The sequence below is a fragment of the Streptomyces sp. NPDC053665 genome, from assembly GCF_055585285.1.
Window position 1 is genome coordinate 719,633 of the sequence record NZ_JBVJKK010000002.1, and the last position, 23,888, is coordinate 743,520.

The following is a 23,888-nucleotide window of genomic DNA, read 5'->3' on the forward strand; positions in this document are numbered from 1 at the left end:
TGCGGTCAGCCGGCGGGAGGGCCGGTCAGAACGGCTCGAAGTCGTCGAACTCCTGCTGGGCCTCGTCGCGTTCGGCCTGCCGGTCCCTGCGGCGCTGAGCGGCGGGCCGCGCCGCCTCCAGCCGGTGGTCCTCGCCACGCCGGCCGAGCATCTCGGCACCGGCCATCATGGACGGCTCCCAGTCGAAGACGACCGCGTTCTCCTCGGGGCCGATGGCGACGCCGTCGCCGCCGCGGGCGCCCGCCTTGAGCAGCGCCTCCTCGACACCGAGCCGGTTGAGCCGGTCGGCGAGGTAGCCGACCGCCTCGTCGTTGTTGAAGTCCGTCTGCCGCACCCAGCGCTCGGGCTTCTCGCCGCGCACCCGGTACAGGCCGTCCTCCTCCTGCGTGACGGTGAAGCCCGTGTCGTCCACGGCCTTGGGCCGGATGACGATGCGCGTCGCCTCTTCCTTCGGCTTCGCGGCCCGCGCCGTCGCGACGAGCTCGGCGAGCGCGAACGACAGCTCCTTCAGGCCCATGTGCGCCACGGCCGACACCTCGAACACGCGGTAGCCGCGCGCCTCCAGGTCGGGCCGGACCATCTCGGCCAGGTCCTTGCCGTCCGGCACGTCGATCTTGTTCAGCACGACGATCCGCGGACGCCGGTCCAGACCGCCGTACTGGCGCAGCTCCTCCTCGATGATGTCGAGGTCGGACACCGGGTCGCGGTCGGACTCCAGGGTCGCCGTGTCCAGGACGTGCACGAGCACGCTGCACCGCTCGACGTGCCGCAGGAACTCCAGGCCGAGGCCCTTACCCTGGCTCGCCCCGGGGATCAGCCCGGGCACGTCGGCGATCGTGTAGACCGTCGAACCGGCGGTGACGACCCCGAGGTTGGGCACGAGGGTGGTGAAGGGGTAGTCGGCGATCTTCGGCTTGGCGGCGCTCAGCACCGAGATCAGCGACGACTTGCCGGCGCTCGGGTAGCCGACCAGGGCCACGTCGGCGACGGTCTTCAGCTCCAGGACGACGTCGCGCAGGTCACCCGGCTCGCCGAGCAGCGCGAAGCCGGGCGCCTTGCGCCGGGCGGAGGCCAGCGCGGCGTTGCCGAGGCCGCCCCGGCCGCCCTGCGCGGCGACGAAGGAGGTGCCGTGGCCGACCAGGTCGGCGAGGACGTTGCCCGCCTTGTCCAGCACCACGGTGCCGTCCGGCACCGGCAGGACCAGGTCCTGGCCGTCCTTGCCGGAGCGGTTGCCGCCCTCGCCGGGCTTGCCGTTGGTGGCCTTGCGGTGCGGCGAGTGGTGGTAGTCGAGGAGCGTGGTGACGGACTGGTCGACGGTGAGGATCACGTCGCCGCCACGGCCGCCGTTGCCGCCGTCCGGGCCGCCGAGCGGCTTGAACTTCTCACGGTGGACGGAGGCACAGCCGTGGCCTCCGTTACCCGCGGCGACGTGCAGCTCGACGCGGTCCACGAAGGTGGTCATGGGATGTGCCTCCAGTTACTACTTACTGCGGGGATGTCTCTTGGGTAACACGCGAAAGGCGGACCCGCTTCCCCTGGGGGAAGTGAGGCCCGCCTCGCGAAAGGTTTCCGATCAGGCGACCGGAACGATGTTCACGACCTTGCGGCCACGGTGGGTGCCGAACTGCACCGAACCGGCCTGCAGGGCGAACAGCGTGTCGTCGCCGCCGCGGCCGACACCGGCGCCCGGGTGGAAGTGGGTGCCGCGCTGGCGGACCAGGATCTCACCCGCGTTGACGACCTGACCGCCGAAGCGCTTCACGCCGAGCCGCTGGGCGTTGGAGTCGCGACCGTTCCGGGTGGACGATGCGCCCTTCTTGTGTGCCATTTCTCCTCAGTCCCTTACTTCGCAGCCGCGGGGATCTCAGTGACCTTGATCGCCGTGTACTGCTGGCGGTGGCCCTGGCGACGGCGGTAGCCCGTCTTGTTCTTGTAGCGCAGAATGTCGATCTTCTGGCCCTTGTGGTGGTCCACGACCTCGGCCTGGACCTTGATGCCGGCCAGCACCCACGGGTCGCTGGTCACGGACTCGCCGTCGACAACGAGCAGGGTCGAGAGCTCGACCGTGTCGCCAACCTTGGCAGTGGAAATCTTGTCAACCTCAACGATGTCGCCGACAGCAACCTTGTGCTGGCGACCACCGCTGCGCACGATGGCGTACACGCGGAACTCACTCTCTCGCTCGGGAAACGGCACCCCCGCAGGCCAGCAGCCCGACACAGCGGGCCGCCTCTCCTGGGCGCCCGGCGCCCTGGAGGATGAGGTTTACGGGGATGTGACGCGTCAGTCGACACGCCGACGGTCAAGGTTACGGGGCCGCGGCCGAAAGGGTCAAACCGAGCCGGGCCGGCCCCCTGTGCGACCGGTCACGCCGGTCCGACTCCCCGGGGGCGGGCGTGTGCATCACGCCCGCCCCCGGGGAGTCCGGGCCGGTCAGGCCTCGTCGGTGGAGGCCGAGACGGAGGCCCCGGAGGACTGCTCCGCCGCGACGGTCTTCTTCGACGTGGCCTTCTTGGCGGCGGTCTTGGTGGTCTTCGCCGCCTTCTTGGCCGTCGTCTTCTTGGCCGCGGTCTTCTTGGCCGCCGTCTTCTTCGTGGCGGCCTTCTTCGCCGTGGCCTTCTTGGCCGTCTTGCGGGCCGTCTTCTTGGCCGGGGCGGCCTCCTCGGACGCCTCCTCCGCGCCCTCCTCGGCGGCCTGCGGGGCCTCCTCGGACGCGACCGACGGGACGACCACGACGGCCGCCTCCTCGGACGCGGTGGACACGGTGGGCTTGCGCACGGCCCGGCGCCGCGGACGGGCCGGAGCGGCGCTCTCGGCGGGCGCCTCGGCGACCGCCTCGGGCTGCGCGGCCGGCTCGGGCTCCTCCGTGGCCGCGGGGGCCTCCGGAGCGGCGGGCGCGGTCTCGGCGACCGTCACCACGGCGGCCTCGGCGCCCGCCGGCGAACCGGCCGGAGCGGACACCTTGCGCGTGGCGCGGCGACGGCCACGGCCCTTGGGAGCGGCCTCCTCGGCAGCCGGAGCCTGCTCGGCCACCGGAGCCTGCTCGGCGACCGGGGCCTCGACCACCGGGTCCTCGACGGCCATCGGCTCGGCCTGCGCCTCGGCGGCGGTCTCGGGCCGCACCGGGCGGGCGGCCTCCTGCTCGGCGGTCACGTCCTGCGCGGTCGGCGCCTGGGTCCGGTCCGAGTCCGGCTCGGCCTTGCCCCTGCCCTTCTCGGGCCTGGACTCCGCCGCACCACCGCGCGGGGCACCGGCCGGGGCCGACGCGCGCCGGCTCGCCCGGCGCCGCGACCTGCCACGGCCCGCCGCGGCCTCGGCCTCGGCGGCGCTGCTGTACAGCTCCTCGTCCGGCTCGAAGGCCGGCTCCGGCAGGGCCGCCGGCTCGGCGGTCTCGGCCACGACCTCGGCTTCGGTCTCCGCCTCCTGCTCGGCGGTCTCGACGGCCGCCTCGTGCACGTGCGGCTGGTCGGCGGCACCGGCGCGGGCGCGCTTCTTGCGCTTGCCGCCGCCCCCGGCGGAGGTCGGCTGCTCCATGTGCACGATGACGCCGCGCCCGTTGCAGTGGACGCAGGTCTCGGAGAACGACTCCAGCAGCCCCTGGCCTACCCGCTTGCGGGTCATCTGCACGAGCCCCAGCGAGGTCACCTCGGCCACCTGGTGCTTCGTACGGTCCCGGCCGAGGCACTCCAGCAGGCGCCGCAGCACCAGGTCCCGGTTCTGCTCCAGCACCATGTCGATGAAGTCGATGACGATGATGCCGCCGAGGTCGCGCAGCCGCAGCTGGCGCACGATCTCCTCGGCCGCCTCCAGGTTGTTCCGGGTGACGGTCTCCTCGAGGTTGCCGCCCTGGCCGGTGAACTTGCCGGTGTTGACGTCGACGACGACCATCGCCTCGGTCCGGTCGATCACCAGCGAACCGCCGCTGGGCAGCCACACCTTGCGGTCGAGGGCCTTGGCGAGCTGCTCGTCGATCCGGTAGGTGGCGAAGACGTCGACCTCGGAGGTCCACTTCTGCAGCCGCTCGGCGAGGTCGGGCGCCACGTGCGAGACGTACCCGTGGATCGTCGACCACGCCTCGTCGCCGCTGACGACGACCTTGGAGAAGTCCTCGTTGAAGATGTCGCGGACGACCCGGACGGTCATGTCCGGCTCGCCGTAGAGCAGCGTCGGGGCGTTGCCGCTCTTGGCCTTCTTCTGGATGTCCTCCCACTGCTGCTGCAGCCGCTCGACGTCGCGGCGCAGCTCGTCCTCGCTCGCGCCCTCGGCGGCGGTGCGCACGATGACGCCCGCGTCCTCGGGGACGATCTTCTTGAGGATCGTCTTCAGCCGGGCCCGCTCGGTGTCGGGCAGCTTGCGGCTGATGCCGGTCATCGAGCCCTCGGGCACGTACACGAGGTAGCGGCCCGGCAGGGAGACCTGGCTGGTCAGCCGGGCGCCCTTGTGGCCGATCGGGTCCTTCGTCACCTGGACGAGCACGGACTGGCCGGACTTCAGGGCGGACTCGATGCGGCGCGGCCCATGGGCCATGCCGAGCGCCTCGAAGTTGACCTCGCCGGCGTAGAGCACGGCGTTGCGGCCCTTGCCGATGTCGATGAAGGCGGCCTCCATCGACGGCAGCACGTTCTGCACCTTGCCGAGGTAGACGTTGCCGACGTACGAGGTCGCCTGCTCCTTGTTGACGTAGTGCTCGACGAGCACGTCGTCCTCGAGGACGCCGATCTGCGTGCGGTCGCCGTGCTGGCGGACGACCATCACGCGCTCGACGGCCTCGCGCCGGGCCAGGAACTCGGCCTCGGTGATGATCGGGACGCGGCGGCGGCCCTGCTCGCGGCCTTCGCGGCGGCGCTGCTTCTTGGCCTCCAGACGGGTCGAGCCCTTGATGGACTGCACCTCGTCGGCGGCGTCGGAGCTCTTCTCGCGCTGGGGGCGGGGCTCGCGGACCTTGACGACCGTGCGCTCCGGGTCGTCGTCGGAGGGCTCGGGGTCGGCACCGGAGTCACCGGCGCGGCGACGGCGGCGACGGCGACGGCGGCTGCTGCTGGAACCGCCTCCGGCCGACTCGTCCCGGTCGCCGTCCTCGGAGTCCTCGCGGTCCTCCTCGGTCTGCTCGGCGGTGTCCTCGGCGTCCTGCGCGGCCTGGGCCGCGGCGGCCTGGTCGGAGTCGTCGTCCCCGGACTCACCGGACTCGCCGTCGAGGTCGGCGGAGTCGCCGCGGCGACGGCGGCGGCCGCCCCGGCGGCGGCGACGGCGCGAGCCGCCGCCCTCGGACTCGTCGTGGTCCTCGCCGTCCGCCTGGTCGTCGGACTGGTCGTCGGCGTCGTCCGTGTCGTCCTCGGCGGCCGGGGCGTCCTGCGCGGCGGGCTCGGCGGTCCGGGTCTCGGTGGCGCGGTCCTCGGTGTCCTCGGCGGAGCCGCGGCGGCGACGGCGGCGACGGGCACCGCCGGACTGCTCCTCGCGGGGCTCCTCCGCCTGCGCGGTCTCCTCGGCCTCCGCGGGCTCCTCGGAGTCCGCGGGCCCGGCGGCCTCGGCGGCGGCCGCCGCTGCGGCCCGCTCCGGGGTCTGGAACTGGGGCTCGGCGAACACGGGGGCCTGGAACAGGGCGACGGCGGGCCGGGTCGGACGCGCCGGGGCCTCGCTCTCGTCGTCGGCGGCACCGGCGTCGGACTGCGCGGCGCGCTTGGCGGACCTGGCGGGCCGGGCGGGCTCGGCGAAGCCGCCCGCGGCCCGGCGCACGGCCCGGCGACGGCGGCGCGGACCGGCGTCCTCGGCCGGCTCGGCGGTCTCCTCGGCCCGGTCGGCCTCGGCGGCCGGGGCCTCGGTGGTCTTCTCGGCGGCGGCCTCGACCTCGGGGGCGGGCTCGGCGGCCGGGACCCCGGTCACGGCGGGCTGCGCCTCCTCGGCGCTCCCGTCCGCGCCGACGGGCGCGGACGCGGGTGCGGAGACGCGTCGCGAGGCGCGCCGGCGGGTGCGGCGCGGGGCGGCGTCCTCGGTGTCGGCGGCAGCGGGCTCGGCGTCGTCCGGCGTGGCGGCCGCGGGCTCGGCCTGCACCGCGGCGGGCTCGGCGGCGGCCGGTGCGGCCTGCGCCGTCTCGGCCTGTGCCGTTCCGGCCTGCGCGGTCTCGGCCTGCGCGGCGGTGGGCGAGGTGACCGTGCGCGTGGCGCGGCGCCGGGTGCGGCGGGGAGCGGGCTCCTCGGACACCTCGGCGGTCGCGGGAGCCGCGGCGGGCTCGGGAGCGACGGGGGCGTCCGCGGCGGAGGTCGCGGGAACCACGGTCTCGGCGGCCTCGGCGTCGGCCGGGGAGCCGGCGGGCGCGGAAGCGCGGCGCACCGCGCGCCGCCGCTTGGGGGCGGGGGGTGCGATGTCCTCGGCAGCGGCCTCGGGGGTCTCCTCGAGCTCGGCGGCGGCCGCCTCGACCTCGTCGGACTCCACTCCGTCGGCGGCGAGCTCGTCGGCCTCGGCGGCCGGCACGGCCGCAGCGACGGTCTCCGCCGTCGCGTCGGAGGCGCCACCGGCGGGGGGACCCGCCGGCCGGGAGGCGGCACGCCGCCGCCGGCGGGGCGGCAGGGTGTCGCTGGGGGTGTTGTTGTTCTCGTCAGAGCCGGTCGAGGACTCTGCGGGTTCGGTCGGTTCGAGCATGCGGGCTTTTCTCCCGTCAGGCTCCCGGGCGCCGCGCCTGGCCCGGCGATGCCGGTGACGTCCGCGGCTCGCGCTGTGCGCGTCGCCGCCGTCCGGGGCGCGGGCGCCGCACGGGAGCTCTCCGTGTCCTGTCTCGCCGGTTCCGTACGCCGAATGCGTACGGCCTGGCGAAAGTCTTCTGGTCGGTGCGCTGCCCGACCCAGGTGGCTCCCGAGTCCGAGGGCGGCGCTACGACGTCCGTCCCTACGCGGTGCCTACACCGGCGCCGTCGCGGCGGCAGTCTCCTCGGCCGTTGAGGGGGCCTCGGCTGCCTCGCGGTCGGGCGCGAGCGGGTCGGTCACCGTGCCGGTCTCTTCATCGAGCAGCCCCTGCGCCAGCCTGGTCACCGCTGCGGGGACCGGCGGCGCCAGGTCGGCCACGGCGCGGAGACCGGACAGGACGTCGTCGGGTCGTACGGCAGGCGTCACGTGCCGAACAACCAGCCGCAGTATCGCACAGGGCTGGTCGGTCGGCCTATCAGCCTGCGAACCGTGGGTCTCCGGGAGGTCGCGCACCTCCAGGCGCACGACGGCGGAGCGGGCGTCGAAGGTGCGCACGCCGTTCTTGGCGAGTCGCTGGACCTCGACGGTCTCGGCCCGCTCGAAGGCGTCCGCCGCGCGGCGGGCCTCCTCCGGCGCCACGCCGTCCAGCCGCAGCTCCCACACGGAAGCCGTCAGCCGGTCGGCGAGTCCCGAGGTGCGGGCCTCGACCGCCTCGACGATGTCGAGCCCGGTGGGCATGGACTCGTCGAGGAGGACCCGGAGCTGCTCCGGGTCGCGCGGCGCGGTGAGCGCGATCTCCAGGTACTCCGCCTCACTGCCCGTGCCGGTGGGTGCGGCATTGGCGTACGACACCTTCGGGTGCGGTGTGAAACCGGCCGAGTACGCCATCGGCACCTCGGCACGGCGCAACGCACGCTCGAAGGCGCGCTGGAAGTCACGGTGGCTGGTGAACCGGAGGCGGCCGCGCTTGGTGTAACGCAGTCGGATGCGCTGCACCGCGGGTGCGGGCGGCGGGCCTTCGGGCTGTCGCTTGCCCAGTGTCGTTCAGTCCTTCGTGAGAGCGGTCGTACTGCTGCCAAGGGTACGCGGCTCGCGCCCGGAAGGTTCCCCGAGGGCGGCGGACCGGGGCCGGCTCGGGCCGCCGAACAGCGTCCGCCGCAGATCGGCGCGCGCCTGGCGTGCGGACTCCCGCGCGGCGGCCAGGGCCTGCCGCGCGGCCCGCCCGGCGGCGCGGGCGGCCTCGGCGGCGGGCCGCAGGACGGCGTCCCGTACGGCGTGCCCGACGGGGGTCAGGACACTGCGGTACACCCACCGCACCGGCTCCACGAAGATCCACCGGAAGACGGTGGCGAGGAACCGGCCGACGGCGAGGGAGACGTGCCCGGCGACACGCCAGGCGTGGCCGAGGGCGTCCCCCACCTCGCGTCCGACGACGGCGAGGACGCGGCCGACCGGGGCGAGGACCCAGCGCCACACGGCGAGGGCGGGCAGGACGAACAGGATGCGCGCGATCCAGTACAGGCCCGTCCCGACACCGCCGACCACGGTGCTCACCAGCCACACCAGGCCCCTGCCGCACCAGGCGACCGCGCGGCCGACCGGTACGAGCACCCAGGTGTACAGCAGGAGCGCGGGCACCACGACGAGGTACTTCGCGAGCCAGGCCGCCCCCGTCCAGAGGCCGCTGCCGAGGGCGGCGAGGACGGTGCCCAGCCCTCTCACCACCCACATCACGGCATGACCGACGGGTGTGAGGAGGCCCGAGTACACCCAGCCCAGCGCGGCCCACAGGCCACGGGCGACCCAGGCGGCCGCCCGGCCCAGCGGGGTCAGGAGGTGGCGGTAGAGCCACACGACCGGGACGACGAGGAGCACGTGCCCCAGCCAGGCCAGGGCCCTGCCCACCGGCACGGCCACGTACCGCCACAGGCCGACGAACGGCCAGACGAACACCGCCCGCGCCAGCCACAGCAGGGCCCGGCCGAGCGGCCGGAGCAGAACGTCGTTCAGGAACCGTCCGGACACGACCAGCGCGTCCCACAGCATGCGCACGGGGACGACCAGCACGAGCACGACGATCCGCACGGGGATCCGCACGGCGACGGCGAGGCAGCCCCCGGGTTCTTCCGGTGCGTGCCGGGGCTGCTCGCTTGCGCGCCGGGGCTGCTCCCGGGACGGTTTCTCCAGGTCCATACCGGCGTAGACGCCTGAGGGCCCCGTTCGGATGCAGCGGGTCAGGGCACGGCCGGTTCCGCCGGTACGTCCGCCTCCCAGCGCAGCAGGTCCCCCGGCTGGCACTCGAGCACCTCGCACAGCGCGGCGAGGGTGGAGAAGCGGACCGCCTTGGCCCGGCCGTTCTTGAGCACGGCCAGGTTGGCGGGGGTGATGCCGACCCGCTCCGCCAGCTCGCCCACGGACATTTTCCGCTTGGCCAGCATCACGTCGATGTCGACGACGATCGGCATCAGATGACCTCTTCCAGCTCGGCCCGCAGCCGGCCGGCCTCCAGGTCGCGGGCGACGGCCTGGGCGAGCAGCATCCGCAGCACGAGCACGACGAGCGCGACCCCCAGCACGGCCACACCGACGCCGCCCAGCAGCAGCACCACTCCCGGGGCGACGGCCTCACCCGGGGCGAGGACCACTCCCAGCGCGAAGACCAGGCACGCGGCCGCGACGAACGCGCCGATCACGAGGTGCACGTACCGGAAGGCGCCGTGCGAGAACACCGTGCCCCGCCGCACCATCGTCACCAGCCGCCACACGCACACCGCGACGACCTGGGCCGTGAGCACCCCCAGGACGAGGATCACGAGGATCGGTGTGCGCAGATACGCGTACTCCGGCTTGAGCCCGTTCATGTCGACCGCCAGCAGCGGGACCATCACGCCCTGCACGAACAACGACCCGGCGAGCAGCACCACGAGCACCACACGCAGCGCCCCCACGGCCAGCTTTCCCATCGCTCACTCCCTCGATCGACCTACGATGGAAAACTATCGAGAATCGATAGGTTCGGCAAGTGGTCGCCCTTCCCGGGCGTGGAACTCGTGGCACCGTGGCATGAGGAACCCAAGCCGGGGTGCGACGAGGAGGAGACCGTGGACTGGCGCGTGTTCGCTCGGGAGATGGCCGCCATGGCGCGCGACCTGCTCGCCCAGGACTCGGTCGAGACCACCCTCCGGCGCATCACCGGCTCGGCCACCGAACTCGTCGAGGGCTGCGACGCGGCCGGGATCCTCCTCCTGCACGGCACACGCGTGGAGTCACTCGCCCCCACCCACGACCTGGTCGTGCGGAGCGACCGGTTGCAGGAGCGCCTCGCCGAGGGGCCGTGCTTCGACGCGGCCCGCGCCGGCCCCGGTGCCCGGGTCTTCCGCATCGCCGACGTCACCACCGAGCGGACGCGCTGGCCCGCCTACGCCGCAGGAGCCAGTGAGCTGGGCCTGGGCAGCATGATGGGCTTCCTGCTGTACACCGAGGACGAGGAGTTCGGCGCGCTCAACTTCTACGCGAAGCGGCCCGGGTCCTTCTCCGAGGACAGCGAGACCGCGGGCTGGCTGCTGGCCTCCCACGCGGCTGTCGCCTTCTCCAGCGCCCGCAGCCACGCGCAGATGGAACAGGCGATGGCCACCCGCCACACCATCGGCGAGGCCATGGGCATCCTCATGGGCAGCCACCACCTCAGCGAGGAGCAGGCCTTCGACGTGCTGCGCCGCTACTCGCAGGAGAAGAACGTCAAGCTCCGCGAGGTCGCCCGCCAGGTCTGCGAGAAGGGCGGCCTGGCCTGACGGCTCCCCCGGCACACAGTCTGAACCGGGGGAGCCTTGGCCGGGCCCATCCCCCGGGGGAGCGTCACCGACCCGGCCTGTTCAGCGGGTCCCCCGCGAAACGGCCCTCTCACCTCCCGCCGGCGCGACGCCCGGGAGGCCCGCCTGCACCGGGGCGTGCGGCAGCGAGCAGCACTCCACCCGCACCGGCCCCGGGGGCCGGTGCGGGCACCGGATGCCCGGCGCCGAACGCCGGTCAGTTCGCGAGCGAGCCGTCGTGGGCGTGGGACGCGGAGTCGTGCCACGCCTGCACGCCCGCCCGGGACGCCTCCTTGGCCTGATGCCACTTCGCGGCCGCCTGCTGGGACGGCGGCACGTCCATGGTGCGGATCATGCGCCGGCCCGCCGCGAACACCGCGACGGCCCCGAGGGCCATGCCCACGCTCGCCACCACGGCACCGGCCGCGGTGAGCAGGGCACCGGCCCGCACGAGGCGGGTGTCGATGTCGATCGTCCGGGAGGAGAGCTGATGGTGCTGGTTCATGCCAACACCATCCGCCGGGACGCGCTCCTCCGCATCCCGGCAGCCGCTGCCCGCCCCGGTTTCCCGGCCTCGGGCCTCAGTGCGCGTGGCCGCTCGGAGCCGGCGCCGCGTTCTTGACCGTCAGGGGCAGCAGCTTCTTGCCCGTGGGGCCGATCTGGATGTGGGTGTCCATCTGCGGGCACACCCCGCAGTCGAAGCACGGGGTCCAGCGGCAGTCCTCGACCTCCGTCTCGTCGAGGGCGTCCTGCCAGTCCTCCCACAGCCAGTCCTTGTCGAGGCCCGAGTCGAGGTGGTCCCAGGGGAGGACCTCCTCGTAGCCGCGCTCGCGGGTGGTGTACCAGTCGACGTCCACGCCGAACGGCTCCAGCGCCTTGTCCGCGCACGCCATCCAGCGGTCGTAGGAGAAGTGCTCCCGCCAGCCGTCGAAGCGGCCGCCGTCGTCGTACACCGCGCGGATGACCGCGCCGATGCGGCGGTCGCCGCGGGAGAGCAGGCCCTCGACGATGCCGGGCTTGCCGTCGTGGTAGCGGAAGCCGATGGAACGGCCGTACTTCTTGTCGCCGCGGATCTTGTCCCGCAGCTTCTGCAGACGGGCGTCGGTCTCCTCCGCGGACAGCTGCGGGGCCCACTGGAACGGCGTGTGCGGCTTGGGCACGAAACCGCCGATGGAGACCGTGCAGCGGATGTCGTTGGAGCGGGAGACCTCGCGGCCCTTGGCGATGACCTTCGTCGCCATGTCCGCGATCTGGAGGACGTCCTCGTCGGTCTCGGTGGGCAGGCCGCACATGAAGTACAGCTTCACCTGGCGCCAGCCGTTGCCGTAGGCCGTCGCGACCGTGCGGATCAGGTCCTCCTCCGAGACCATCTTGTTGATGACCTTGCGGATGCGCTCCGAGCCGCCCTCGGGGGCGAAGGTCAGGCCCGAGCGGCGGCCGTTGCGGGTCAGCTCGTTGGCCAGGTCGATGTTGAACGCGTCCACGCGGGTGGAGGGCAGCGACAGGCCGATCTTGTCGTCCTCGTAGCGGTCGGCGAGGCCCTTGGCCACGTCGCCGATCTCGCTGTGGTCCGCCGACGACAGCGACAGCAGGCCGACCTCCTCGAAGCCGGTGGCCTTCAGTCCCTTCTCGACCATGTCGCCGATGCCCGTGATGGAACGCTCACGGACCGGGCGGGTGATCATGCCGGCCTGGCAGAAGCGGCAGCCCCGGGTGCAGCCGCGGAAGATCTCCACGGACATGCGCTCGTGGACCGTCTCGGCCAGCGGCACCAGCGGCTGCTTGGGGTAGGGCCACTCGTCGAGGTCCATGACGGTGTGCTTGGACACCCGCCACGGCACGCCCGACCTGTTGGGCACGACCCGGGCGATACGGCCGTCGGGCAGGTACTCCACGTCGTAGAACGCCGGGATGTACACGCCGCCGGTCCTGGCCAGGCGGAGCAGGACCTCCTCGCGGCCGCCCGGACGGCCCTGCGCCTTCCACTCGCGGATGATGCGCGTCATGTCGAGGACGGCCTGCTCGCCGTCGCCGATGACCGCGGCGTCGATGAAGTCCGCGATGGGCTCCGGGTTGAACGCCGCGTGGCCGCCGGCCAGGACGATCGGGTCGTCGACCGTGCGGTCGCGGGACTCCAGCGGGATCCCCGCCAGGTCCAGGGCCGCCAGCATGTTCGTGTAGCCCAGCTCCGTGGAGAAGGACAGGCCGAACACGTCGAAGGCCTTCACCGGCCGGTGGCTGTCCACCGTGAACTGGGGGACGCGGTGCTCGCGCATCAGCTCCTCCAGGTCCGGCCACACGCTGTACGTGCGCTCGGCGAGGACGCCCTCCTGCTCGTTCAGCACCTCGTAGAGGATCATGACGCCCTGGTTGGGCAGGCCGACCTCGTAGGCGTCCGGGTACATCAACGCCCAGCGGACGTCACAGGCGTCCCAGTCCTTGACCGTGGAGTTGAGTTCTCCGCCGACGTACTGGATCGGCTTCTGCACGTGCGGGAGCAGAGCTTCGAGCTGCGGGAAGACCGACGCAGCGACTTCGGCAGGCATGTCGCGCACCTTCGTGAGCTGGACTGTACTGACAGGGGTGACCATCCAGCCTAACGCGAGCGCGGAGCACCTCCGTACGCCCGCCGGATCACAGGCCCGACGCGGAGCCCTTGATCCGCTCCCACAGGTCCGGCAGGTCGGCCTCGGCGCGCAGGGCGCGCTGCTCCTCGCGCTCGTGGAGCAGGCCGTAGGTGAAGGTGTTCTCGCCGGCGGCGTGGGCGACCGCCGACAGCTCGCGCAGGGTCTGCCGGGCCATCACGCTGTCCTGGTGCTCGCCGAGCAGGTTCTGCAGGGTCTTCATGGACTTGGCCAGCTTCTTGGCCGGCTTGCCCAGGACCGGGCGGGCGGCCTCGGCCGCGTAGCGGGTGCGCTTGGCCTTCTTGCGGGCCTCGTGCAGGGCGACGTCCCGCTCGGTGCCCGGCTCCAGCTCCAGGGCCCGGACGACCAGCCCGGCGACCTTGCGGAAGTCCTTGGTCACCGCCCGGGTGACCGGCTTGCCGGGTTTCTTCGCGGCCGCGTCGAGCAGGGGCGGGTCGGCGAGCAGCGCGTCGAGGGTGTCCAGCAGCGTGAGGTAGCGGCGCGAGTCGAGCACCCCGGCGAGGCGGCCCCTGGCGCCGCCGTGCTCGGCCTTCGACCAGGCGAGCATCCGCTCCTTCACCGGGCCGCGGACCAGGGCGGCGGGCACCTCGTCCAGGGTGTCCGTGAGCCGCTCGGTGAGGACCTCGCGGTCCCGGTCCACGCCCAGTTCGCCGGCGAGCCACTTCAGCTCGTCGGCGAGGGGGTCCGTGGCGGTCCGGTCGAGGACGGCGCGGAACGTCTTGAAGGTGCTGCGCAGCCGGCGGGTGGCCACGCGCATCTTGTGCACCGAGTCCTCGGTGTCCTGCCGCACGGCCGGGTCGAGCCCGACGATCGCGTCGCGCTGTTCCCGCGCGTAGGCCAGGACGTGGTCGCCGGCGGTCTTGGGCCTGCCGGCGGGGGTGGTCGGGCGGCTGCGTCGCGGCGGTGCCGTGTCGGCCAGCGCCCGGGCCAGCTTCGACGCCGACCGCGAGGGCCGTACGCCGGCCTTGCGCAGCCGCTTGTCGACCTTGTCGAGGAAGGCCGGGTCGCCGCCGTCGGCCAGTTCCACCTCGATCTCGGTCCAGCGCACCTCTCCCCCGGCGCCGGTGAGCCGCTCGGCGTGCACCGCGTCCGTGCTGACCTCGGCGAGCAGCTGTCCGGTGGCGTCGAGCAGGTGCCGCACGTCGCGGTCCGAGCGCAGCCGCACCAGCGGCAGCAGCTCCCCGTCGCGGACCCGGGAGCGGACCAGGGCGGCGAGCTCCTCGGGGAGGGTGTCGCTCAGCGGGGCCCGGATCTCGTCGCGTACGCCGGGGCCGACCGGGAGCTTGAGGTGCCAGCCCGCGTCGGAGCCGCCGGTGCGGCGCCGGAGGGTGACAGACGACGCCGCGAGGCGTTCGTCGGCGGTGTCGTAGTAGGTGGCGTCGAGGTGGGTGATCCCCCGGTCGGCGACGGTGGCGACCGCGCCGACACCGGTCAGGTCGGGCAGGCCCCCGTCCGGAGCCTCGTACTTCCGCTCGATCTCGCGCTTGGTGTCCGCCATGAAGCGAATCTAACCGTCCTGGCCGGAACGCGGTACGGGGCGCCGCGAGACGCCCCGTACCCGCTCAGGCCGACATCGGCCGCTGCACTCTGATCGACTGCAGCAGTCCCACCGCTATCCACACGGCGAACATCGACGAGCCGCCGTACGACACGAAGGGCAGGGGCAGGCCGGTGACGGGCATGATCCCCAGGGTCATGCCGACGTTCTCGAACGTCTGGAAGGCGAACCAGGCGATGATGCCCGCGGCGACGATCGTGCCGTACAGGTCCGAGGTGTCCCGGGCGATCGCGCAGGCCCGCCACAGGACGATCCCGAGCAGCAGGATGATCAGGCCGCCGCCGAGGAAGCCGAGCTCCTCCCCCGCCACCGTGAAGACGAAGTCCGTCTGCTGCTCGGGCACGAACTGCCCGGTGGTCTGCGAGCCGTGGAAGAGGCCGGAGCCGGTCAGTCCGCCCGAGCCGATGGCGATGCGGGCCTGGTTGGTGTTGTAGCCGACGCCGGCCGGGTCGAGCTCGGGGTTGGCGAAGGCGGCGAAGCGGTTGATCTGGTACTCGTCGAGGATGCCGAGCTGCCAGACGGTGACCGCCCCGAGGGCGCCGGTGCCGATCAGGCCGAACACCCAGCGGTTGGAGGCGCCGGAGGCCAGCAGCACGCCCAGCACGATGATGACCATGACCATGACCGACCCGAGGTCGGGCATGAGCATCACGATCGCCATGGGCACGGCGGCCAGGCCGAGCGCCTGCACGACGGTGCGGTGGTCGGGGTAGGTCTTGTCGCCCGCGTCGACCCGGGCCGCCAGCAGCATCGCCATGCCCAGGATGATCGTGACCTTCACGAACTCCGAGGGCTGCAACGAGAAGCCGCCGGGCAGCTTGATCCAGGAGTGGGCGCCGTTGATCGTCGAGCCGAGCGGGGTGAGCACGAGCAGGATCAGCAGCACCGAGACGCCGTACAGCAGGGGCACGACGGTGCGCAGGCCGCGGTGTCCGAGCCAGATCGTGGCGACCATCAGGGCGAGTCCGATGCCGGTGTTCAGCAGGTGCCGGACGAGGAAGTAGTACGGGTCGCCCTGGTTGAGCTCGGTGCGGTTGCGGGTGGCCGAGTAGACCAGCAGCGTGCCGAGCAGCGACAGGGCCAGCGCCGCGAGCAGGATCGGCCAGTCGATGCGCCGTGCCACCGAGTCGCGGGCGAGCAGCCGCGTCCAGCCGGAGCGCTCGGGCCCGTAGCCGGAGACCTGGAAGCTGTTCACACCGCCGGTCATGTGGGCAACCTCCGGCTTCCCCGCCGGCGCCTGCGCCTGCGGGTGTCGCGGTTCTCGGGCGACGGCGGGGCCGACGTCGCGGGCTGGAGCGGATCGGCCGGGGCGTTCGGGTCCTGCTTCTTCGCCTGCTGGTCCTTGGCCGGGTCCTTGGGCAGCTTCGGCGAGGCGATGGTGCCGTCGACCTTGATCTTGGGCAGGGTCTTCTGCGGCGTGGGCAGCAGGGCCTTCTTGGTGTCGATGTCGCCTTCCGGGGAGACGCCGTAGAGCGCGTTGTAGATGTTGCGCACGGCGGGGCCGGAGGCGCCGGAGCCCGTACCACCCTGGGAGATCGTCATGACGATCGAGTAGTCCTTGGTGTACGTGGCGAACCAGGAGGTCGTCTGCTTGCCGTAGACCTCCGCCGTACCCGTCTTGGCGTGCATCGGGATCTTGTCCTGCGGCCAGCCGCCGAACCTCCAGGCGGCGGTACCGCGGGTGGCGACTCCCGCGAGGGCGTCGTCTATCTCGTCGCGCGTCTTCTGCGTCATCGGGAGCTTGCCGTGGGACCGGGGCTTGATCGGCGTCACGGTCCTGCCGTCGGCGCTGATGACCGCCTTGCCCACGGAGGGGTCGTACATCGTGCCGCCGTTGGAGATGGCCGCGTAGATGGTGGCCATCTGGATCGGTGTGACGAGGGTGTCGCCCTGTCCGATGGAGTAGTTGACGGAGTCACCGGCGCGCAGGCGGTTGCCTTCGAGGCAGTTCTCGTAGGCGATCTTCTCGGCGTAGCTGCCGTTGCGCTTGCCGGTGCGGCACCAGGCGTCCTTGTTGGCCTTCCAGTAGTTCAGCTTCCACTGGCGGTCGGGGACGCGGCCGGTGACCTCGTTGGGGAGGTCGATGCCGGTCTCCTTGCCGAGGCCGAACTGGTGGGCGGTCTTGTAGAACCAGTCGTTGGCCTTCTTCTTCGGCTTGTTGCCGCCGTCGCGCTTCCACTCCTCGTGGGAGAGGGCGTAGAAGACGGTGTCGCAGGACACCTCCAGGGCGCGGCCGAGGCTGATGGGGCCGTGATTCTGGGACTCGAAGTTCTTGAAGACCTGGCCGCCGATGGAGTAGGAGCTGGAGCAGTTGTAGGGGCCGTTGAAGGAGTAGCCGGCGTTGACCGCGGCGGCCGTCGGGATGACCTTGAAGATGGAGCCCGGCGCCGACTGGCCCTGGATGGCGCGGTTGAGCAGCGGGTAGTTGGAGCTCTTGCCGGTGAGGCGGGCGTAGTCCTTGGCGGAGATGCCGCCCACCCAGGCGTTCGGGTCGTAGGTCGGGTTGGAGGCCATGGCGACGACGCGGCCGGTCTTGGCCTCCATGACGACGACGGCGCCGGAGTCGGCCTTGTAGTTCGTGCCCGTGTTGCGGTCGTGCTCCTTGCGGGCCTGCTTCATGGCCTCGTTCAGCTCGTACTCCGCGATCCGCTGGACGCGGGCGTCGATGCTGGTGACGAGGTTGTCGCCCGGGTGCGCGGGGTCGGCTTCCGCCTGGCCGATGACGCGGCCGAGGTTGTCGACCTCGTAGCGTGTGACGCCGGCCTTGCCGCGCAGCTGCTTGTCGTACTGGCGTTCCAGGCCCGAGCGGCCGACCTGGTCCGAGCGCAGGTACGGCGAGTCGGTGTCCTGGGCCTTGGTGATCTCCTCGTCGGTGACCGGGGAGAGGTAGCCGAGGACCTGGGCGGTGTTGGCCTTGCCCGGGGCCGCGTAGCGGCGCACGGCCTGCGGCTCGGCGCTGATGCCGGGGAAGTCCTCGGCGCGCTCGCGGATCTGCAGGGCCTGCTTGGCGGTGGCCTCGTCGGTGATGGGGATGGGCTGGTAGGGCGAGCCGTTCCAGCAGGGCTGGGGCGTCTCGGCGTCGCACAGCCGGACCTTGGCCTGGACCTCCTTGGGCGACATGCCGAGGACCCCCGCGAGCTTGGTGAGGACCTCCTTGCCGTCGTCCTTCATCTTCAGCAGGTCCGTGCGGGACGCGGAGACCACCAGCCGTGTCTCGTTGTCGGCGAGGGCCACGCCCCGGGCGTCCAGGATGGAGCCGCGCACGGCGGGCTGGACGACCTGCTGGACGTGGTTGCCGGAGGCCTCCTTGGCGTAGGCCGCGCCCTCACGGATCTGGAGGTACCACAGGCGTCCGCCGAGGGTGAGCAGGAGGGAGAGGACGAGGACCTGGATGACGACGAGCCGGATCTGGACGCGTGAGTTCCGCCCGGTCTCGGGGATGTTGGTCACTGCGGCTGCCTCCTCCTCTCGGTGTGTGTACGGCGGTGCGCAACCGGCTGTCCGCCGGCGCACGTGTGTGCGGTGTCGAGTGATGAACGCCCGGTCCCTGAACCGGCGTTCCCACCGGACCGGCCCGTTCGGGTGAACTTCTCCGTGCGTGCCCCCGGGTTCACAGGCGCTTGACCCCCTTGATGCGCCCGGCGCGCGCCATCCGTGCCCGGGCCGCCTTCACCCGCAGGCCGTTGCGCTGGCTGCCGATCTTCAGGCCGGTGCCGCCGGCGAGCCAGCCGGAGGAGATGTCGGTGGCCTTGGCGGCCGCCGAGGTGGACTCGGCGAGCGGATCGTTGTCGACCTTGCGGGCCAGCGCCATCACGCCCGGCACCACGAACGGGGCGAGCAGCAGGTCGTACAGCGCGGCCGTGAACAGCAGCCCGCTCAGGCCCACGTGGCGGGCGGCGGTGTCCCCGACGAGGGCGCCGACCCCGGCGTACAGCAGGGTGGAGCCGACGGCGGCGGCCACCACCACGACCATGGGCCCGGTCGCGGACTTCAGCTGGCCGGTCTCGGGCTTGACCAGGCCCGCGAGGTAGCCGATGACGCACAGCACCAGGGCGTACCGCCCGGCCGCGTGGTCGGCGGGCGGGGCGAGGTCGGCCAGCAGTCCCGCGCCGAAGCCGATGAGGGCGCCGCCGACGTGTCCGTACACCAGCGCCAGCCCCAGCACGGTGAGCAGCAGCAGGTCGGGCACCGCGCCCGGCAGGTGCAGGCGGGCGAGGACGCTGACCTGGATCACCAGGGCGACGACGACCAGGGCGGAGGAGAGCAGGATCCGGTTGACGCGCATGGGATGTGAGCTCCTACTGCTCTTGCTGGTTCTGGCCGTCCACGGGGGCCTCGGCGGACGGCGTCACGGTCACCGTCACCGTCGGCCTCGGGGTGGGCTTGGGCTTGGGCGGGAGCACCGTGTCGCGCGGGTCCTTCTTCGGGGCCTGGACGACGACACCGACGATGTCGAGCTTGCTGAAGGCGGCGTACGGCGTGACGTAGAGCGTGCGGGTCAGGTCGCCGCCGGAGGGGTCGACGCGGGAGACCACGCCGACGGGCACGCCGGGCACGAACGGCCGGTCGGCCTGCGAGCCGAAGGTGACCAGGCGGTCCCCCTTCTTCACCTCGGCCTTGCCGTTGAGCAGCTCGACGCGCAGCGGGCGGTCGCCCTGGCCGGAGGCGAAGCCGAGTTCGTCGCCGGACTCCATGCGGGTGCCGACGGTGAAGTCGGGGTCGTTGGCGAGCAGCACGGTGGCGGTGTGCGGGCCGACGGTGGTGACGCGGCCGACGAGCCCGTCACCGTTCAGGACGGTCATGTCGCGCTTGATGCCGTCCTGGGCGCCGACGTCGATCGTGATGGTCCAGGAGAAGCCCTGCGCCGCACCGATGGCGATGACCTCGGCGCCCTTAATGCCGTACTGGCCCTGGCCGGCGACCTTCAGCATCTTGTCGAGCTGCTTGAGCCGGCTGCGGCTGCGGTCGTCGCTGCCGAGGCGGGCCTTCAGGGCCGCGTTCTCCTGCTCCAGCAGGGCGAGCCGGTCGTGCCGCTCCCCGGAGTCACGGATGGCGGAGACCGCGTTGCCGACCGGGTCGACCGCGGCCGAGACGCCGCTCTCGATCGGGCCGAAGACCGTCGCCGCACCCTGGCGGGCACCGTCGACGGGCGAATCCTCCCCGCCGCGGATGTCCACCGTGATCAACGCGAACGCGATGGCGATCAGCAGCACCAGGAGCAGCCGGCTCTCTCGTGTGTCCCTCACGTGCGGCGGCCGTGCCTTCCTCATAGGAATTCGGGAAGCCCCAGGGAATACCGAGGGGCTGCTTTTGCGGGAGCTTATGCCTCTATATCAACGATCCGCCGTACGAGAGGAGATCGTCCCGTACGGCGGAATCGAAGAGTTATGTCATCTGCGCGGCTGGGCGTCCAGCACCTGCTGGAGTGCCTCGAACTCCTCGACGCACTTCCCGGACCCGAGCGCCACGCTGTCCAGGGGGTCCTCGGCGATGTGGATCGGCATGCCGGTCTCCCGGCGCAGCCGCTCGTCCAGGCCCCGCAGCAGCGCCCCACCGCCGGTCAGAACGATTCCTCGGTCCATGATGTCGCCGGACAGCTCCGGCGGGCACTTGTCGAGGGTCGTCTTGACGGCGTCGACGATCGCGTTGACCGGCTCCTCGATCGCCTTGCGGACCTCCGCGGCGGAGATGACGACGGTCTTCGGCAGCCCGGACACCAGGTCCCGGCCGCGGATTTCGGTGTGCTCGTCGGTGTCGAGGTCGTACGCCGAACCGATCGTGATCTTGATCTGCTCGGCCGTCCGCTCACCCAGCAGGAGCGAGTACTCCTTCTTGATGTGCTGGATGATCGCGTTGTCCAGCTCGTCGCCCGCGACGCGGATGGACTGGGCGGTGACGATGCCGCCGAGGGAGATGACCGCGACCTCCGTCGTGCCGCCGCCGATGTCGACCACCATGTTGCCCGTGGCCTCGTGGACCGGCAGGCCGGAGCCGATGGCCGCGGCCATGGGCTCCTCGATGATGTGCACCTGGCGGGCGCCGGCCTGGGACGACGCCTCGATGACGGCACGGCGCTCGACGCCCGTGATGCCCGAGGGCACGCAGACGACGACCCGCGGACGAGCCAGATAGCGCCGCTTGTGGATCTTCAGGATGAAGTAGCGGAGCATCCGCTCGGTGATCTCGAAGTCGGCGATCACGCCGTCCTTCAGCGGACGCACGGCAACGATGTTGCCGGGCGTGCGCCCGATCATCTTCTTCGCTTCGGCGCCGACCGCGAGGATGCCACCGGTGTTGGTGTTGATCGCGACGACGGACGGCTCGTTGAGTACGATCCCGCGACCCCTGACGTACACCAGCGTGTTGGCGGTCCCGAGGTCGACAGCCATGTCACGGCCGATGAACGACATTGAGTTCCCCATCGAGATTCGTCTGGCCTTCCTGTGGGCTTTTGAGGGCTTTTCAGGTCGGCAAAGGTGGGTGCTGTGACGTGAAGGCTTCCATGGTAGACGCGCCTTCGCGAACACTGCGGGAGGGTCCTGGCCATTGTCAGCAGATGGCGACCGCATCCGCTTGTGGAGACGGGCGTTCGGGGCCCTTCGTTCCCTCGATCGCCACGCATATGCCGCAAAGGCCGGGGACCTCCGCCCCCGGACCCGCCGGATGTGCCGGTGCGGTGCGGACGTTACGAACGGCCGGGGAAGAAGATCTTCACCTCGCGCTCGGCGGACTCCTCGGAGTCGGAGGCGTGGATCAGGTTCTCCCGGACGATCACACCGAAGTCGCCGCGGATGGAACCGGGCGCCGCGGCGATCGGGTCGGTCGGGCCGGCCAGCTGCCGCACACCCTCGATGACCCGCTCGCCCTCGACGATCAGCGCCACGACCGGGCCGGAGGACATGAACGCCACCAGCGGCTCGTAGAAGGGCTTGCCCTTGTGCTCGCCGTAGTGCTGCTCCAGCGTGTCCTGGTCCAGGGTGCGCTGCTCCAGCGCGGTGATCGTCCAGCCCGCCTTGCGCTCGATGCGGCTGATGATCTCGCCGGTCAGGCCGCGACGGACGGCGTCGGGCTTGAGGAGGACGAGGGTGCGCTGGCTCACGACGGGCTCCTTATGCAATCAAGGTGGTGCGGTGGGACGAGGTTACCCGGCGTGTCGGCGTGCCCGTCACGCAGCGTCAGGCGTGGAGGATGCCGCCTGGGCCGCGAATCTCGCCTTGGCCGCGTCGACCTTCCGGCCGTAGTGCACCGACGCCCACCACAGGGCCGCGAAGACCACGCCCAGGAAGAACATCATCGGCACCGCGAAGCCCGCCGCGACGAGCGCGATCTGCAGCGCCCAGCCCAGGACGACCCCGCCGGGGCGCGTCACCAGGCCGCACAGCAGCAGGCACAGGAACATCGCGACACCGCTGACCGTCCACACGGTCGTCATGGACAGGTCCGGGTCCTTCATGGCGACCAGGCCGGCGAAGCCGATGATGAAGAACTCGCCGATCAGCGTCGAGGAACAGAGCGTACGCACGGGATCTCAGCCCCTTCCCAGCAGCAGTCGGGCCTCGCCGACGGTGATGACGGAACCGGTGACGAGCACACCGCCGCCGGCGAACTCGCCCTCCTCCTCGGCCAGCGTGATCGCGGCCTCCAGGGCGTCCGGCAGCCGCGGCTCGACCTGGACGCGCTCCTCGCCGAACACCTCGACGGCGATGCCCGCCAGCTCGTCGGCGTCCATCGCGCGGTGGCTGGAGTTCTGCGTGACGACGACCTCCGCGAACACCGGCTCGAAGGCCTCCAGCAGGCCCCGCACGTTCTTGTCGCCGCTCGCGCCGACGACCCCGATGAGACGGCTGAACTGGAACGCCTCCCCGATCGCCTCGGCCGCGGCCTGTGCGCCCGCCGGGTTGTGCGCGGCGTCCAGCACGACCGTCGGGGAGCGCCGCACGACCTCCAGCCGGCCCGGCGAGGCCACGGCCGCGAACGCCCTGCGGACCGTGTCCAGCTCCAGCGGCTCGGGCCGCTGGGCGCCGACCCCGAAGAACGCCTCCACCGCGGCCAGCGCCACCGCCGCGTTGTGCGCCTGGTGCGCCCCGTGCAGCGGCAGGTAGACCTCCGGGTACTCGCCGCCCAGCCCGCGCAGCGTCACCAGCTGCCCGCCGACGGCCACCTGCCGGTCGACGACGCCGAACTCCAGGCCCTCCCGGGCCACCGTCGCGTCCACGTCGACGGCCTTCTTCAGCAGCACCTGCGCGGCGTCGACCGGCTGCTGCGCCATGATGACCGTCGCGTCCTGCTTGATGATGCCGGACTTCTCCGTGGCGATCTCGGCATGCGTCGAGCCCAGCCGGTCGGTGTGGTCCAGGCTGATGGGCGTCACCACGGCGACGTCCCCGTCGATCACGTTCGTGGCGTCCCAGGAGCCGCCCATGCCGACCTCGACGACGGCGACGTCCACGGGGGCGTCCGCGAAGGCCGCGTACGCCATGCCCGTGAGCACCTCGAAGAACGACAGCCGGTACTCCTGCTGCCCGTCGACCATCTCCACGTACGGCTTGATGTCCTGGTACGTCTCGATGAACCGCTCGGGGGCGACCGGGGCGCCGTCCAGGCTGATGCGCTCGGTGATCGACTGCACGTGGGGCGAGGTGTAGCGCCCGGTGCGCAGCTCGAAGGCGCCGAGCAGGGCCTCGATCATGCGGGCGGTGGAGGTCTTGCCGTTCGTGCCCGTGATGTGGATGGAGGGGTACGAGCGCTGCGGCTCGCCCAGGACGTCCATCAGGGCGGCGATGCGGGCGACGGACGGCTCCAGCTTGGTCTCGCCCCAGCGCGTGGCGAGCTCCGTCTCGACCTCGCGCAGGGCCTTGTCGACCTCGGGGTCGGCGGGCCGCGCGGGGACGTCGGCGTCGGGCGGGCCGCCCTGGGTGCGCAGGGTGCGGCTGCCGGCCTCGATGACGGCGAGGTCGGGGTCGCGGGTGGTCTCCTCCGCGATGATCTCGTCGAAGGGGTCGAGGGGGCCGGGCTGGTCGTCGGCGCTGTGGTCCGGGGGGAGCTCGCTCACGGGGCCCAGTCTACGGAGACCGGCTGACATCGTTTGCGGTGGCTTGCGTCGTCGGATGCGGGCCCGTTCACCGTTGCTTGCCGCGCCCACGCGGCGGAGCCGCACATCGATCCAGCCCCGTGCTCCTGAACTGCACGGAGGCCCCCGG

At 72.1% G+C, this 23,888-nt stretch carries 20 protein-coding genes; 1 reads left to right on the forward strand and 19 read right to left on the reverse strand.

Annotated features, from left to right (window positions below):
• Positions 1-25: 25 nt before the first annotated feature.
• From obgE to ACZ6ZN_RS10830, 8 genes are all read right to left on the reverse strand, one after another.
• The gene (gene obgE / locus ACZ6ZN_RS10795; RefSeq protein WP_451879277.1) at positions 26-1,462 is read right to left on the reverse strand and encodes a GTPase ObgE; all 1,437 of its coding nucleotides are present in this window, start codon (positions 1,460-1,462) and stop codon (positions 26-28) included.
• A gap of 111 nt (positions 1,463-1,573) precedes the next feature.
• The gene (gene rpmA, locus ACZ6ZN_RS10800; RefSeq protein ID WP_010041940.1) at positions 1,574-1,828 is read right to left on the reverse strand and encodes a 50S ribosomal protein L27; all 255 of its coding nucleotides are present in this window, start codon (positions 1,826-1,828) and stop codon (positions 1,574-1,576) included.
• Between the two features lie 14 nt (positions 1,829-1,842).
• On the reverse strand, positions 1,843-2,163 hold the full coding sequence (rplU, locus tag ACZ6ZN_RS10805) for a 50S ribosomal protein L21 (RefSeq protein WP_289920160.1): 321 nt from the start codon (positions 2,161-2,163) through the stop codon (positions 1,843-1,845).
• A 270-nt stretch (positions 2,164-2,433) separates the two neighbouring features.
• Positions 2,434-6,636, reverse strand: coding sequence for an Rne/Rng family ribonuclease (locus ACZ6ZN_RS10810; RefSeq protein ID WP_469645002.1), 4,203 nt, complete (start codon positions 6,634-6,636; stop codon positions 2,434-2,436).
• Positions 6,637-6,890: 254 nt separating this feature from the next.
• Positions 6,891-7,673, reverse strand: coding sequence for a TIGR03936 family radical SAM-associated protein (locus tag ACZ6ZN_RS10815; RefSeq protein WP_451879279.1), 783 nt, complete (start codon positions 7,671-7,673; stop codon positions 6,891-6,893).
• Positions 7,674-7,721: 48 nt separating this feature from the next.
• Positions 7,722-8,870 carry a hypothetical protein gene (locus ACZ6ZN_RS10820; protein ID WP_469645006.1) on the reverse strand — a complete coding sequence of 383 codons (1,149 nt, stop codon included), beginning with the start codon at positions 8,868-8,870 and terminating at the stop codon, positions 7,722-7,724.
• A gap of 41 nt (positions 8,871-8,911) precedes the next feature.
• The gene (locus tag ACZ6ZN_RS10825; protein WP_398110365.1) at positions 8,912-9,142 is read right to left on the reverse strand and encodes a helix-turn-helix domain-containing protein; all 231 of its coding nucleotides are present in this window, start codon (positions 9,140-9,142) and stop codon (positions 8,912-8,914) included.
• Positions 9,142-9,639 (reverse strand): DUF2975 domain-containing protein, encoded by a 498-nt coding sequence (locus ACZ6ZN_RS10830; protein ID WP_398110364.1) that lies wholly within the window; start codon positions 9,637-9,639, stop codon positions 9,142-9,144. Before ACZ6ZN_RS10830 ends, ACZ6ZN_RS10825 begins: the two co-directional genes overlap by 1 nt.
• Before the next feature lie 138 nt (positions 9,640-9,777).
• Between ACZ6ZN_RS10830 and ACZ6ZN_RS10835 the strand changes: the two genes are divergently transcribed.
• Complete coding sequence (locus ACZ6ZN_RS10835; RefSeq protein ID WP_469645010.1) at positions 9,778-10,467, forward strand: GAF and ANTAR domain-containing protein; 690 nt, start codon at positions 9,778-9,780, stop codon at positions 10,465-10,467.
• 235 nt (positions 10,468-10,702) lie between these two features.
• On the opposite strand, the gene ACZ6ZN_RS10840 is transcribed toward ACZ6ZN_RS10835, so the two are convergent.
• The 11 genes from ACZ6ZN_RS10840 to folC form a co-directional block, all read right to left on the reverse strand.
• Complete coding sequence (locus tag ACZ6ZN_RS10840) at positions 10,703-10,990, reverse strand: hypothetical protein (RefSeq protein WP_398110362.1); 288 nt, start codon at positions 10,988-10,990, stop codon at positions 10,703-10,705.
• 76 nt (positions 10,991-11,066) lie between these two features.
• Complete coding sequence (locus tag ACZ6ZN_RS10845) at positions 11,067-13,031, reverse strand: TIGR03960 family B12-binding radical SAM protein (protein ID WP_398110361.1); 1,965 nt, start codon at positions 13,029-13,031, stop codon at positions 11,067-11,069.
• 88 nt (positions 13,032-13,119) lie between these two features.
• On the reverse strand, positions 13,120-14,628 hold the full coding sequence (locus ACZ6ZN_RS10850) for a CYTH and CHAD domain-containing protein (RefSeq protein ID WP_469645014.1): 1,509 nt from the start codon (positions 14,626-14,628) through the stop codon (positions 13,120-13,122).
• A gap of 64 nt (positions 14,629-14,692) precedes the next feature.
• The gene (gene rodA / locus ACZ6ZN_RS10855) at positions 14,693-15,895 is read right to left on the reverse strand and encodes a rod shape-determining protein RodA (protein WP_398110359.1); all 1,203 of its coding nucleotides are present in this window, start codon (positions 15,893-15,895) and stop codon (positions 14,693-14,695) included.
• Positions 15,892-18,138: a penicillin-binding protein 2 gene (gene mrdA, locus ACZ6ZN_RS10860; RefSeq protein WP_469645017.1), complete on the reverse strand. Its 2,247-nt coding sequence runs from the start codon at positions 18,136-18,138 to the stop codon at positions 15,892-15,894. The genes rodA and mrdA overlap by 4 nt, the downstream gene beginning before the upstream one ends.
• 160 nt (positions 18,139-18,298) lie before the next feature.
• On the reverse strand, positions 18,299-18,973 hold the full coding sequence (gene mreD / locus ACZ6ZN_RS10865; protein WP_398110357.1) for a rod shape-determining protein MreD: 675 nt from the start codon (positions 18,971-18,973) through the stop codon (positions 18,299-18,301).
• Positions 18,974-18,986: 13 nt separating this feature from the next.
• Positions 18,987-19,934: a rod shape-determining protein MreC gene (mreC, locus tag ACZ6ZN_RS10870; RefSeq protein ID WP_398110356.1), complete on the reverse strand. Its 948-nt coding sequence runs from the start codon at positions 19,932-19,934 to the stop codon at positions 18,987-18,989.
• Positions 19,935-20,078: 144 nt separating this feature from the next.
• On the reverse strand, positions 20,079-21,098 hold the full coding sequence (locus ACZ6ZN_RS10875) for a rod shape-determining protein (protein ID WP_006133575.1): 1,020 nt from the start codon (positions 21,096-21,098) through the stop codon (positions 20,079-20,081).
• A gap of 275 nt (positions 21,099-21,373) precedes the next feature.
• Positions 21,374-21,787: a nucleoside-diphosphate kinase gene (gene ndk / locus ACZ6ZN_RS10880; RefSeq protein WP_398110355.1), complete on the reverse strand. Its 414-nt coding sequence runs from the start codon at positions 21,785-21,787 to the stop codon at positions 21,374-21,376.
• Positions 21,788-21,853: 66 nt separating this feature from the next.
• A complete protein-coding gene (locus ACZ6ZN_RS10885) occupies positions 21,854-22,210 on the reverse strand; it encodes a DUF4233 domain-containing protein (protein WP_398110354.1) in 357 nt (118 codons plus the stop codon).
• Positions 22,211-22,216: 6 nt separating this feature from the next.
• Positions 22,217-23,740: a bifunctional tetrahydrofolate synthase/dihydrofolate synthase gene (folC, locus tag ACZ6ZN_RS10890; protein WP_469645022.1), complete on the reverse strand. Its 1,524-nt coding sequence runs from the start codon at positions 23,738-23,740 to the stop codon at positions 22,217-22,219.
• Positions 23,741-23,888: the final 148 nt, after the last annotated feature.